This window comes from Streptomyces sp. YIM 121038 (assembly GCF_006088715.1).
GTDB lineage: Bacteria > Actinomycetota > Actinomycetes > Streptomycetales > Streptomycetaceae > Streptomyces.
This window is the reverse complement of record NZ_CP030771.1, coordinates 5,896,181-5,908,249: the sequence shown is the minus strand read 5'-3', so window position 1 is coordinate 5,908,249 and position 12,069 is coordinate 5,896,181. Positions and strand designations below refer to the sequence as shown.

The window sequence follows — 12,069 nt, the reverse complement described above, 5'->3', positions numbered from 1 at the left end:
GTCTCGACGGTCACAGGCGTCGTGGCGGCATGGCGCCCACCCGCGGTCACGGACTTCGCTGTGCTCCCCGCCAGGGGTATCGCGGCTTCACTCATCGGCCGTCACCCCCGAGGAGCTCGGCACATTTCTCCCCGACCATGAGCACTCCGATCATCGGGTTCACGGCGGGCATCGTCGGGAAGACGGATGCGTCCGCGATACGGATTCCGGACAGGCCACGGATCTTCAACTCCGGGTCCACCACGGCGAGTTCATCAGTGGAAGCACCCATTCGGCAGGTTCCCGCCGGATGGTAGACGGTGTGCGCGGCCTTGCGGACCAGCTCGCCGATCTCGGCGTCGTCGGTGACGTGCGGGCCGGGGAAGACCTCCCGCTTGAGCCACTTCCTGAACGGCTCGGCCTCGGCGACCTTGCGGGCCAGCTTGATGCCGTCGACGAGCGTCCGCCCGTCGTAGTCGTCCTCGTCCTCGAAGTACCTGAAGTCCAGGGCGGGCTTGACCTCCGGGTCCGCCGACGTCAGATAGAGACGGCCGCGGGCACGGGACTTGGGGATGTTCGGCGTCATCGACACGCCGTGCTCGGGGCGTTCGTAGCCGAGGCGCTCCGGGTTGTCGGTGAACGGGATCTGGTAGAAGTGGAACATCAGGTCCGGGCCCTTGTGGGCCGGGTCCCGCCGCACGAACAGGCCCGCGTCGGAGTCCATCGCGGAGTTGCCCGGGATCGGGCCCTCGGTCTCCCAGACGATGACGGACTCGGGGTGGTCGATGAGGTTCTCGCCGACGCCCGGCAGGTCGTGCGTGACCGGGATGCCGAGGGCCTCCAGGTCCTTCTTCGGGCCGATGCCCGAGTGCAGCAGCAGCCGCGGCGTGTCCACGGCGCCCGCGCAGACGAGCACCTCGCGGCGGGCGGTGAGCAGCCGCTCCGCGCCGTTCTTGGTGCGCACGTGCACACCGCGCGCGGTCTTCCCGTCAAGGTCCAGCTTGTACGCCCAGGTCTCCAGGAAGAGCCGGAGGTTGGGGCGGTCACCGGCCTCCATGTGCGGGTGGAGGTAGGCGACGGAGGCGGAGGAGCGCTTGTTGTTCTCCGGGTGGTACGCCAGGTCGAAGAAGCCGACGCCCTCGTCGAACGGCCGGTCGTTGAAGCCGACGACCTCGGGGACGTCCAGGGCTTCCTTGACGGCCTCGATCCAGTCGCTGGCGATCTGGTTCTGGTCCTTCTTGGCGACGCGCACGATGTTGTTGCGCAGCTTGCCGAAGTAGGGGTCCATGGCCCGGGCGTTCCAGCCGGTGGCCCCGGCCTCCTCCCACTCGTCCCAGTCGGACGGCAGCGGCTTGAAGGAGATCAGCGTGTTGTGCGAGGAGCAGCCGCCGAGGACCTTGGCGCGGCTGTGCAGGATGTGCGAGTTGCCGCGCGGCTGCTCGGTGGTCGTGTACTCGTAGTCGAGCTCGCCGCCGAGCAGGCCGAGCCACTTGCGCAGCGTCAGGACGTCCTCGCGGTCGATGTCGCTCGGGCCGCCCTCGATCACCGCGACGGTGACGTCGGGGTTCTCGGTGAGCCGGGATGCGATCACCGATCCCGCGGTGCCGCCGCCGACGATCACGTAGTCGAACTCGGCCGGGGCCTGGGGGGTTTCAGACGTTCCAGTCATGGGGGTACTGCTCCTCGTCGCTGCCAAGGTGCTTGCGCGTAAGGGGGATTGCGTACGGGCTCGGGGGGCGGGGCCCGGGCCGCGGGGGTCGCGGCCGCGGGCCCCGGGGCCTCAGCCCTTGAACCAGCGGACCGGCGCGGGCGCCAGGTTCTCGTAGACGTGCTTGGCCTCGCGGTACTCGGCGAGTCCGGCCGGGCCCAGCTCGCGGCCGACGCCGCTCTTGCCGAAGCCGCCCCACTCCGCCTGCGGCAGGTAGGGGTGGAAGTCGTTGATCCAGATGGTGCCGTGGCGCATCCGCCGGGCCATGCGCCGGGCGCGGCCGGAGTCGGTGGTCCACACGGCGCCCGCGAGGCCGTACTCGGTGTCGTTGGCGAGGGCCAGGGCCTCGTCCTCGGTGCGGAAGGTCTCCACGGTCAGGACCGGGCCGAAGACCTCCTCGCGCACGACCTTCATCTCGCGGTGGCACCGGTCGAGCACGGTCGGCTCGTAGAAGTACCCGGTGGCGGGCCGGGTGTCGCCGGGCTCGGGGCGCTTGCCGCCGCAGCGAAGGGCGGCGCCCTCGGCGAGGGCGGAGGCCACGTACGCCTCGGTCTTCTCGCGCTGCTCCTTGGAGACGAGCGGGCCGACCTCGACGCCGTCCTCGGTGCCGCGGCCCAGCTTGATCTTCTCGGCGCGGCGGGCGAGTTCGGCCACGAAGCGCTCGCGCACGGACTCCTCGACGATGAGGCGGCCGCCCGCCGAGCAGACCTGGCCGCTGTGGATGAACGCGGCGTTGAGCGCCTGGTCGACGGCCGTGTCGAAGCCCTCGTCGGTGGCGCAGGCGTCGGCGAAGACGACGTTGGGGTTCTTGCCGCCGAGTTCGAGGGCGACCTTCTTCACGCCGAGGGCCGCGGCCTGGGCGACCTTGGTGCCGGAGACGAGCCCGCCGGTGAAGGACACCAGGTCCACGTCGGGGTGGTCGGCGAGCCGGGCGCCGACGGTGTGGCCGGGCCCGGTGACGATGTTGGCGACGCCCTCGGGGAGACCGGCCTCGACGAGCAGCTCGATGAGCGCGACCGTCGTGAGGGGCGTGATCTCGCTGGGCTTGATGACGAAGGTGTTGCCGGCCGCGAGGGCGGGCGCGATCTTCCAGCTGGCCTGGAGCAGCGGGTAGTTCCAGGGCGTGATCATCGAGCAGACGCCGATGGGCTCGTGCACGACGACGCTGTGGATGTCGTCGGACCCGGCGTCGACGACGCGGCCCGCGCCCTCGCCGATCACGAGGTCGGCGAAGTACCGGAAGGCGTCGGCCACGCAGTCGACGTCGACGCGGCCCTCCTCCAGGGTCTTGCCCGCGTCCCGGCTCTCCAGGAGCCCGATCTCCTCGCGGTCGCGGACCAGCAGGTCGGCGACGCGGCGCAGGAGCGCGGCGCGCTCGGCGACGGGCGTGCCCGGCCAGGGGCCCTCGTCGAAGGCCCGGCGGGCGGCGGCGATCGCGGCGTCCGCGTCCTCGGCGCCGCCCTCGGCGATGAGGGCGAAGGGCTTGGCGTCCGCCGGGTCGAGGATCTCGCGCGTTGCGCCGTTCGCGGCCGCGCGCCATTCGCCGCCGACGTGGATGGTCTGTTGTGCGGACACGTCCCTGTTGCCTTCCGTTCCTGGCACTTTCCTGCCTTGCGCCCCACCTGGTCACTCGTGGTAGCCGGGTGCACCTGCCCTGGCCCCGGGAAAGCATGCGTATTCGATGGCCGAAAGTGCGCTGTGTCACTGCGTATGCGGGTACGCGAGGGGAAACGTACGCTCGAAGCACGTTCTGTCACCGGAGGTGACTCTATGAGGCGAATGTCTCTTATGTCAGCACGGACCGCTACCGGGATCTGCGCGGCGGCGGCCCTGGCACTGCTCGTCCCGGCATGTTCGTCGGACGACGACAAGAAGGACAAGACCTCGGACCTCAGCGCCCGGGAAATCTCGGACAAGGCGAAGCAGGAGCTGCTCGACGCCAAGTCGGTGCACCTCACACTGGCGGAGAAGGGCACCGACGCCGAGAAGGACGAACCGGCGGCGATGGACCTGACGCTCGACCGCGAGGGCAACTGCACGGGCAAGCTGACCTTCGCCGCGGGCGGCGGCTCCGCCGACCTGGTCAAGCGGGGCGACAAGGTGTGGATGCGGCCCGACAGCGCGTTCTGGCGCCACCAGGTGCCGGGCGGCGACGGCGCGGCCGCCGCCGAGCTCTTCAAGAACCGCTACATCCACGGCAGCACGAGCGACCCGCTGCTCAAGGGCCTGTCCGAGGTCTGCGACCTCAAGAAGCTCCAGAAGACGGTCGACGAGGACTCCGACGACGACGCGGACAAGCTGAAGAAGGGCGACGTCACCACGGTCGACGGCACCAAGGTCGTGCCGCTCACGTCCACCGAGGACGGCAAGAAGAAGACGCTGTACGTGGCGTCCGAGGGAAAGCCCTATCTGATCCGCGCCACGGAGAAGGGCGACGGCGAGGACAAGACAACCACGCTGAGTGACTACGGCGAGCCGGTGCCCTCGAAGACGCCTTCGGCCGACGAGTCCGTGGACATCGCCAAGCTCCAGGACCAGCTCCAGCGGACGTGAGGCCGGCCGCCCGGCGCTCCCCGGGGCGCGCCCCCGGGGCTCGCTCAGGCGGCGGCCGGAGCCACGAAGTCGTCGGCCTCGTCGGCGGGCTCGTCCCGGGCCGTCAGGCCCGCCACCCACAGCGGCATCAGCCAGTGCGCGACGAAGGCGCAGAGCGTCACCTGGAACACCAGCGCCTTGACGTCCACACCGGCGAACCCGGCGACGCCCGTGCCGGCCACGGCCGCGAGCAGCAGCCAGGTCATGACCTGGTGGGCGCGGGCCCGCACCCGGTCGCGCTCGCCGCGCTGGCGCTCGTCGAGGGCGCGCGGGCGCAGCTCAAGGAGGCCGCGCGTGGCGCCGTTGATGATCCCGGTGGCCACGCACCAGGGCAGCAGCAGGCCGAGCATCACCCACACCGCCCAGGCCGACTCGCCGACGACCGTGCCGAGCCAGGCGGCGACGGCGGCGACGGACAGCGCGATGTGCGCGCCGACGACGGCGCGGCGCCGCCCGGCCGTGCGGTACAGCGGCTCCCCCTCGGTGCGGTTCATCAGGGCCCGCATCCGCCGGTCGTACGAGGTCAACTGCTCCTGCTGTGCCATGACTTACTGGTCCCTCCCGTACAGCTCGTCCGTGAGCGGGCGAAAAGGCTCCAAGGAGAACAGCGCCTCGACCGGCAGCCCGAAGTACTTCGCGATCTTCAGGGCGAGGTCGAGGCTCGGGTTGTACTGCCCGCGCTCGATGTAGCCGATGGTCTGGTAGTGGACGCCCACGGCCTCGGCCAGGCTCTGGCGCGACACCTTCCGCTCGGCGCGCACCACGGCCAACCTGTTGTGGACTTGCTCGCTCATGTATAAGAAGTACTACATTCAGCAGCAGGTGAGCAATAGTGGACAGCTGTTTTCCGGACGGAGACCCGAAGGTCACGCCACGGCGGGGACCCCCGGCGCGAATCGTCCGGAAGCCGGATTGACGCCCCGCAGCGCACGCCGGAGCCCACTCTCGACCTCGTACGCACGCGGGCGCGCAGCGGATGAAACGCGAACCATGTCTTGTATCACCTCCCTCACCCCCTCTCTCCGGTTTGTCGTGATGTGCGGCTACCCAGAAGGCCCGGCCGGTACGAGGGTGACGACCAGGCACCCAGACCGAAGCCAAGCCCGAGAGGAACCCGAGAGAAGCCCGAGAGAAAGGTGAGACAGGAATGTCAACGTTCGCACCCGTCGGCCTCAGCGGCATCGGCACCTCGCCGCAGCAGCACGGGCAGTCGCAGTTCCCACAGCAGCACGGGCAGTCGCAGTTCCCGCAGCAGGGCCAGAGCCAGTCCCAGCTGCCGCCCCACCTCCAGCAGCAGCTCCAGCAGTTCGGCCAGCAGCAGCCCTTCCAGGGCCTGCTCCAGCAGATGGGCCAGCAGCCCGGGACGCAGCCGCAGACCCAGTTCCAGGTCGGCTACGCGCAGGCCGTACGCGCCCCCATCGTCCCGTTCCCCGGCTATGAGAGGGCCCTGGTCCTGCTGGTCGACGGCCGCCCCGTGCAGCTGCTCGACCCGAGCGAGTTCGCGATCCAGTCCATCGTCTTCGCGATCCAGACCGGCCAGGCCGTCCGCGTCGCCTACGACGACCGGATGCTGGTCCGCGGCGTGGAGATCGAGGTGCCCAGGGGCGCCATCCAGCAGCACCCGCAGCAGCTCCAGCAGTCACAGCAACCGCAGTTCTAGCAGGCCCCACCCCTCCGCGTGGATCCCCGACCCGGGCCGCCCCCCAGCGGCCCGGGTCTCAGCCGTCGCCCTGGCGCAGCCACACCAGGACGGAGACGACGAACAGCGCGGCCGTGAACGCCTTCACGGTCAGCCAGGTCAGCACGCAGCCCACCGCCGCGAGGCCCGCGCGCACCCCGCGCGCCTCCCGCGTCCGCGGCGTGACCCAGCTCCCGGCGACCAGCAGGAAGCCCGGCGTATAGGTCAACGCGATCCAGAAGAAGGGCAGTTCGGAGCCCCTGAGCCGCAGGAACGCGCACAGCAGCGCGAGCGCCGTGGCGGTGGTCGGGACGAGCCACCACCACTCGTCCCGCTCCGGGGTCCGGGCGGCGTACCACGGCCGCTCCGGCGCCCGGACGGCGTACCACCGGGTGTCCTGGGTCTGTCGCATGCGTCGCAGTCCACCGCACGCACGGCGGCCGGGACAGAGCACGCGTACTCAGACCACGTACTCAGACCGCCCCCGCGGGCGGCCCGCGCGGACCGCGTACGGACGCGGCCGCTCAGTCGCGGCGCACCAGCTCGCGGACGCAGCCGCGCAGCCACGCGTGGGCCGGGTCGGCGTCGTGGCGCGGGTGCCAGGCCATGGCGAGGCGCAGCGGCGGCAGCTCCAGGGGGATCGGGAAGCCGACGAGACCGAGCTCCTCGGCCAGCGGCCGCATCCAGCCGGTGATGAGCCCCACCAGGTCCGTGCGCAACAGGATGAACAGCGACGCGGTGTACGTGCCCACGTTGCCGACCACCCGTCGCTGAAGGCCCAGTTCGGCGAGGGCCGTGTCCAGCGGGCCCGTCATCCGGCCCTTGCGGGACACCGTCAGATGGTCCGCCGCGGCGAACCTCTCGGGCGTCAACTCGCCGTCGAGGAGCGGATGTCCGGGCCTGACCAGGCCCTTCATCGTGTCCTCCAGGAAGTGTTCGATCCGCACCTCGGGCGCCACCGTGTCGATGACGCCGACCTCCAGGTCCGCGACGCCCTCGCGCAGCACGGGCGCGTCCAGATGGCTCTCCGGCAGGAAGCGGAGCCGCACCCCGGGCGCCTCGGCGGCGGCGCGGGCGAAGAGCGCCGGGGCGTAGGTCGCGGCCAGCGAGTCCTGGCCCACGATCGTCAGCGTCCGCTCGACGGTGCGCAGGTCCTGGGCGCCGGGTCCGGCGAACACCGCGCGGGCCCGCTCCACCACCGCGCCGACCTCCGCCCGCACCGCGAGCGCGTACGGCGTGGGCACCAGGTTCCGGCCCGCCCGCACCAGGACCGGGTCGCCGAGCGCCTTGCGGACGCGGCCGAGCGTACGGCTCATCGCGGGCTCGGACAGGTGCAGCCGCCGGGCGGCGCCGCGCACGCTGCCCTCGTCGAGCAGCGCGTCGAGGGCGATCAGCAGATTGAGGTCGACGTCGGTGCGGGACGGCACGCCGGCGCCCGGCCGGTGCGGCGGCGCGGGCTCGCTGGATTGCGTCACACGCAATCACTCCTTGCAGAGATTGCACTGGAAAGCAGATACGGGGCGAGCCTACGGTGACGGTGCATCCCCCACCACACCGCTCCCGAGGAGGAGCCTTGCCTTCCCCTGCCCTCAGCGAAGCGCCGGCCGAGGCAGCGCCGACGCCGCGTCCGACCCACCTCAAGACCACCACCCTCGTCGTCCTGTGCGCCTGCGTCCTCGTGGCCCAGAGCATGGTCGCGGCCATCAACCTGCTGCTCCCCCAGCTCACGTCGTCGTCGCTGCGGCCCGACGCGAGCGAACTGCTGTGGACCGTCGACGCCTACACGATCGTGTTCGCGGGCCTGCTGATCCCGGCGGGCGCGCTCGGCGACCGCTACGGCCGCAAGGGCGCGCTGCTCACCGGGCTCGGCCTGTTCGGCGCGGGCGCCACGGCGAGCGCGCTCGCCACCACGCCCGCCCTCCTCATCGCCGGGCGCGGCGCCTCCGGCGCCGGGGCCGCGCTGATCATGCCCGCGACCCTGTCGATCCTGATGCGCGTCGCGACACCGCGGGAGAAGCCCCGCGTGCTCGCCTCCTGGGCGCTCTCGGCGGGCCTCGGCGGCCTCGCGGGCAACGTCGGCGGCGGCCTCATCGGTGCCCACCTCTCGTGGCGCGCCCTGTTCTGGGTCATGCTCCCGCTCGGCGCGCTCCTCGCCCTCGCGGTGGCCCGTACGACGCCGCGCACCCCCGTGGCCCAGGAGGCACCGGCCCTCGACCCGCTCGGCACGCTGCTGCTCATCGGCGGTCTCGTCGCGGTCCTCTTCGGCATCATCGAAAGCCCGCTGTACGGCTGGACGTCGGCCCGCATCCTGTCCGCCTTCGCGGTGGGCGCGGCCCTGATCGGCGCCTTCGCCGGGCATGCGCTGCGCTCGCGGGCGCCGCTGTTCGACCCGCGCGTCTTCCGCTCCCCGCGGCTGCGCGCCGCGGCCCTCGGCACGGCCGCCAGCTTCTTCGGCCTCTTCTCGCTCTTCTTCGTCAACTCCCAGTACCTGCAGTACGTGAAGGGGTACGGGGCCGCGCGGGCGGGCTTCGCCATCGTGCCGCTGACCGTCGGCATGGTGCTCGTCCCCCGGCTCGCGGCGCGCTGGTCCACCGCGCCGCGCCCCGTCGTCGGCGGGGGCCTGTTCCTCATCGGCGCGGGCCTGCTCGCCACGTCGACGGCCGACGCCTCGACCCCCTACGCCCTGTACGCCTGCTGGCTCCTCGTCATCTCGGCGGGCACCGGCCTGTGCATGCCCGCCCTGACCCTGGGCGTCGTCGCCTCCCTGCCCCCGCACCAGGCGGGCCTCGGCTCCGGCCTCAGCACGTCGTCGCGGGAGATCGGCGCGGCGCTCGGCGTGGCCGTCACGGGCACGGTCCTCGCCCACCACGGCGGCGACTTCGCCGGCGGCATGGAGGCCGCGCTGCGGGTGGTGGGCGTGGCCGTGGTCGTCGCCGCCGCGGTGGTCACCCCGGGCATCGGCCGTACGCGCGACTAGCGCCGGGCGCTCGTCAGCCGGGGTCCACGCAGACCGACCCCGGCGGGCAGAACCAGGCCCGGGCGTTGCTGACGAGCTGCCGCACCTGCGCCCGGTCCGTCGAGGTGGACCCGTACCCCACCAGCGCGTACAGCTTGCCGTCGGCGGCCATGAAGCGGTCGTCCACCACGTACCACGGCTCGACGTCGGGCTCGTTCTCGATGTGGCCCGTGACGTAGGTGAGCCGCTGGCCCTCGGCGATGGACTCCAGGGACAGCTTCTGGAACGCGGAGGACTTCGGCACCTTGGTGTCGTCCAGGAAGTCCCGGAACGACGCCTCCGGGGTCGGCTCGCTCACCTCGTACACCTGGAGCCGCTGCGTACTGCCGTAGTTGCGGTAGTTGACGACGCCTATGCCGCCCTGACCGGGCGCCGCGGTGCGGCTCCAGCCGATCGGCACGGCCACCCGGAAGCCCCGGGCGTCGGTCACGGTCTCGTAGCCGCGCGGCAGGGATCCGGCCGCCGCGGACGGGCCGTCCGACGGCGAGGACCGCGACGGCGTATCGCCCGCGTCCGTGCTGTTGGCCGAGGACAGCGGCGCGAGCAGGGACGCCGTCGGCTCCGGCTCGTCCTTCCAGCCGAGCGCCCACGTGCCGAAGGCGAGCCCGCACACCGCGAGCACCGTGACGGCCCCGCGCCAGGCGGTCCGCTGGCGCGCCGCGTCCCGGTCGTGGAGCGCCACGGCCTGCCGCTCCTGCTCGTGCCCCACCCACTCCTGGCGGTCCTGGTCGAAGACGCGCACGTCTCAGCCCGGAAGCTGGGGCAGCTGGGCGAGCGCCTGGAGCACCGCCGTCACGGACGCGGCCGTCGTGGCGGCGGGCGCGTACTCCGCCAGGCGGGCGCGCACCCGGGCGAGCGGCCCGGCGCCGGAGCGGCCCGTGCGGGCGATCTCGCCCTCCACGTCGGCCAGTTCGGCGTCGAGGGCCTCGTCGTCGGCCGCCCGCTCGCCGCGCTCCAGGTCGCGGCGCAGCCGTCGTACGGACGTGAGGAGGTCGGCGTACCGCGGACTCGCCACGACCGTCGTGTAGTTGGTGGACTCGGCGGTGCCGTGGTCGCCGAAGGACTGCGAGCCGCCGCTGACCGTGTTGATGTGGACCGTCGCCCCGCCGCCTGTGCTCGCGGGTTTCGTGTCGTCGCTCATACCGTGGTCTTCTCCGTGTGGGTGGCCTGGCCGTGGGTGCCGGTGGCGAGGGCGCCGCCGGACATCTCGTTGATGTAGACGCCGCTGTTGTTGATCTGCGTGATGTTCTGCTCCAGGCGGTCGGTGCGGTAGCCGCTGGCCTGCAACGCGTCGCGGACGCCTTCGCCGATGCGGTCCTGGAGGGTCTTCGTGTACCGGGCGACGTCCATCTCCTGGAACAGGGACAGCTCGTCGGTGGCGGCGAGTTCGCGCAGGGAGACCAGCGGGGCGTCCGGGGGCGCGGTGCGCACGGGCAGGAGCTGGGCGCCGACGACGCGCAGGAACCGCACGGCGCGCGCCGTCGCCGTCACCGGGGGCCGCGCCCCGGCGTGCCGCCGCGCGCCCTTGCCCGCCGGGCCCGACGCGTCGGGCCCGGCCCCCGGCCCGGCCCCGGCCGCGCACCAGCGCCGGGCCGCCGCGCCGAGCGACGACAGCGCCCGCAGCGCGCCGATGCCGAGCGCCACGCCGAACGCGGGCCCGTCCACACAGGCCCGCAGGGCGTCCCGCAGCGGCCCCTCCGGCTCGCCCGCCGCGACCGCGTCGGCCCCGCGGAACTCCGGCAGGACCGGGCCGAGGACGTGCGGCACCACCTCGAGGACGAGCATGCCGCCCTGCGTGTGCACCCGGACCAGGAGCGAGACGACGACCTGCTCGTTCCAGGATCCGACGCGCAGCCGCAGGAAGTGCCGCCGGGCCTCGCCGCCCTCGCCCACCGACTCGGCGAGGTGGAGCCGCACCGCGCTCGCGTCGTACACCCGCGCGGTCTCGTCGCCGTTGCCCGTGTACAGCTTCTCGTCGCGGCCCGCGCCCGACGGCAGGTACACGAACTCCTTGATCTCCAGGTCCCGCAGCCGGTCCTTGCTCGTCTGGCCCGCGGACCTGCGCAGCCCCTTGAGCCGGGGCTCGATCATGGCGATGACGTCCCGTGCGGTCAGCGGCCCGTGGGACCGCGGCGACGGTACGCCGCCGTCGGCGCCCGGGCGGTCGTCGGGCTTCAGCTCCAGGACGACCGACCACGGCTTGCGGGGCTTTCCCGCACCCACGAAGGGGCGGTTGACGTCGTAGAGGGTGAGCGGGGCCGCCTGCTCCCTGAGCACGCACTCGGCGATCCCCGCGTACCGCGCGGGGAGCTCCGGCTGGTCGGTCTCGGCGAAGACCTGCCGGGCCAGCTGGGTGCGCAGCACGCGCTTGGCGCGGAACTGGTGGCGCCACACCACGACCGTGACGAGCAGCGGGAAGATCACCGGGTACGGCGTGTCGGTGATCACGCCGAACGCCGCGAGCCAGTACGTGAGGGCGAACACCCAGGCGGCGACGGTCACCAGCCAGCCGAACCGCGACCGCAGCCAGGCGAGCACCGCGGGCAGCCGCACCGGCCGCAGCGGCTGCCCGACGCCCGTGTCCCGGCCGGAGACGATCCGCCCGCACCACAGCAGGAGCACGACCGCCCCGTACCAGAGGGCCCAGCCGCCGGGCAGCAGGCCCGTGGCCTCGGCCCCGGATCCCGCCGCGCCGTCGCCGTTGAAGGCGAGCAGCAGGGTGTCGCCGAGGGAGAGGCCCGCGTCGCCGCCCACGGCTCGGTCGTTCGCCGCGTCCCAGGCCATCACCGTGTCGGTGGCCAGGAACCCCACCCACACGGCGAACAGCAGGGCCGCGCTGACGACCTCCTCGCGCCGGGCGCGCAGCGCGTGCGCGAGCACCGGGATGACGTCGGTGCCGAGCGGCGGTGCGACCGGGCGCTCGGCGTGACCGACGAGTTCGCCGATGACGCGCCGTCGGAAGTCCGCGTTCTGGCGCGCTCCGACGCTCAGCAGGCGGGTGGATTCGGTGTACTGGTGCTCGCGTGGCGTGTCCCCTCGCATGGCGCGAAACCGTAGTGGCCACACGGCGGGGCTGTCCGGGAAACCGGCGCACGC

General features: G+C 72.7%; 12 protein-coding genes. 3 read left to right on the top strand and 9 right to left on the bottom strand.

What is annotated here, in order from left to right; all coding sequences use genetic code 11:
• Positions 1-91: 91 nt before the first annotated feature.
• Both C9F11_RS25370 and C9F11_RS25365 read right to left on the bottom strand, forming a co-directional pair.
• Positions 92-1,648, bottom strand: a complete 1,557-nt coding sequence (locus tag C9F11_RS25370; protein WP_138961408.1) for a GMC oxidoreductase — start codon at positions 1,646-1,648, stop codon at positions 92-94.
• A gap of 111 nt (positions 1,649-1,759) precedes the next feature.
• Positions 1,760-3,262, bottom strand: a complete 1,503-nt coding sequence (locus C9F11_RS25365) for an aldehyde dehydrogenase family protein (protein WP_138961407.1) — start codon at positions 3,260-3,262, stop codon at positions 1,760-1,762.
• Between the two features lie 213 nt (positions 3,263-3,475).
• Here C9F11_RS25365 and C9F11_RS25360 point away from each other — a divergent pair, with 213 nt between their 5' ends.
• Positions 3,476-4,240 carry a hypothetical protein gene (locus C9F11_RS25360; protein ID WP_138961406.1) on the top strand — a complete coding sequence of 255 codons (765 nt, stop codon included), beginning with the start codon at positions 3,476-3,478 and terminating at the stop codon, positions 4,238-4,240.
• 44 nt (positions 4,241-4,284) lie between these two features.
• On the opposite strand, the gene C9F11_RS25355 is transcribed toward C9F11_RS25360, so the two are convergent.
• Positions 4,285-4,824: a hypothetical protein gene (locus C9F11_RS25355; protein WP_138961405.1), complete on the bottom strand. Its 540-nt coding sequence runs from the start codon at positions 4,822-4,824 to the stop codon at positions 4,285-4,287.
• A 3-nt stretch (positions 4,825-4,827) separates the two neighbouring features.
• Positions 4,828-5,073, bottom strand: a complete 246-nt coding sequence (locus tag C9F11_RS25350; protein WP_138961404.1) for a helix-turn-helix transcriptional regulator — start codon at positions 5,071-5,073, stop codon at positions 4,828-4,830.
• Positions 5,074-5,426: 353 nt separating this feature from the next.
• Between C9F11_RS25350 and C9F11_RS25345 the strand changes: the two genes are divergently transcribed.
• A complete protein-coding gene (locus C9F11_RS25345; protein WP_138961403.1) occupies positions 5,427-5,939 on the top strand; it encodes a hypothetical protein in 513 nt (170 codons plus the stop codon).
• Positions 5,940-5,997: 58 nt separating this feature from the next.
• Here C9F11_RS25345 and C9F11_RS25340 read toward each other — a convergent pair whose 3' ends face one another.
• Positions 5,998-6,369, bottom strand: coding sequence for a hypothetical protein (locus tag C9F11_RS25340; protein ID WP_138961402.1), 372 nt, complete (start codon positions 6,367-6,369; stop codon positions 5,998-6,000).
• Positions 6,370-6,481: 112 nt separating this feature from the next.
• On the bottom strand, positions 6,482-7,384 hold the full coding sequence (locus C9F11_RS25335) for a LysR family transcriptional regulator (RefSeq protein ID WP_138966976.1): 903 nt from the start codon (positions 7,382-7,384) through the stop codon (positions 6,482-6,484).
• A gap of 146 nt (positions 7,385-7,530) precedes the next feature.
• On the opposite strand from C9F11_RS25335, the gene C9F11_RS25330 reads away from it, so the two are divergent.
• Positions 7,531-8,934, top strand: coding sequence for an MFS transporter (locus C9F11_RS25330; protein WP_171075836.1), 1,404 nt, complete (start codon positions 7,531-7,533; stop codon positions 8,932-8,934).
• Positions 8,935-8,947: 13 nt separating this feature from the next.
• Here the strand turns inward: C9F11_RS25330 and C9F11_RS25325 are convergent, their stop codons facing one another.
• Genes C9F11_RS25325 through C9F11_RS25315 form a run of 3 tightly spaced genes read right to left on the bottom strand, consistent with a single transcriptional unit; the run spans position 8,948 to position 12,015 of the window.
• Positions 8,948-9,715 carry a hypothetical protein gene (locus C9F11_RS25325; RefSeq protein WP_138961400.1) on the bottom strand — a complete coding sequence of 256 codons (768 nt, stop codon included), beginning with the start codon at positions 9,713-9,715 and terminating at the stop codon, positions 8,948-8,950.
• 3 nt (positions 9,716-9,718) lie between these two features.
• Positions 9,719-10,114 carry a hypothetical protein gene (locus C9F11_RS25320; protein ID WP_138961399.1) on the bottom strand — a complete coding sequence of 132 codons (396 nt, stop codon included), beginning with the start codon at positions 10,112-10,114 and terminating at the stop codon, positions 9,719-9,721.
• A complete protein-coding gene (locus tag C9F11_RS25315) occupies positions 10,111-12,015 on the bottom strand; it encodes a hypothetical protein (protein WP_138961398.1) in 1,905 nt (634 codons plus the stop codon). The genes C9F11_RS25320 and C9F11_RS25315 overlap by 4 nt, the downstream gene beginning before the upstream one ends.
• Positions 12,016-12,069 lie beyond the last annotated feature (54 nt).

Bases quoted from the DNA above. Each gene is read 5' to 3' on its own strand.
- C9F11_RS25370 (WP_138961408.1), bottom strand. From the start codon at position 1,648: ATGACTGGAACGTCTGAAACCCCCCAGGCCCCGGCCGAGTTCGACTAC.
- C9F11_RS25360 (WP_138961406.1), top strand. From the start codon at position 3,476: ATGTCAGCACGGACCGCTACCGGGATCTGCGCGGCGGCGGCCCTGGCA.
- C9F11_RS25355 (WP_138961405.1), bottom strand. From the start codon at position 4,824: ATGGCACAGCAGGAGCAGTTGACCTCGTACGACCGGCGGATGCGGGCC.
- C9F11_RS25350 (WP_138961404.1), bottom strand. From the start codon at position 5,073: ATGAGCGAGCAAGTCCACAACAGGTTGGCCGTGGTGCGCGCCGAGCGG.
- C9F11_RS25345 (WP_138961403.1), top strand. From the start codon at position 5,427: ATGTCAACGTTCGCACCCGTCGGCCTCAGCGGCATCGGCACCTCGCCG.
- C9F11_RS25340 (WP_138961402.1), bottom strand. From the start codon at position 6,369: ATGCGACAGACCCAGGACACCCGGTGGTACGCCGTCCGGGCGCCGGAG.
- C9F11_RS25320 (WP_138961399.1), bottom strand. From the start codon at position 10,114: ATGAGCGACGACACGAAACCCGCGAGCACAGGCGGCGGGGCGACGGTC.
- C9F11_RS25315 (WP_138961398.1), bottom strand. From the start codon at position 12,015: ATGCGAGGGGACACGCCACGCGAGCACCAGTACACCGAATCCACCCGC.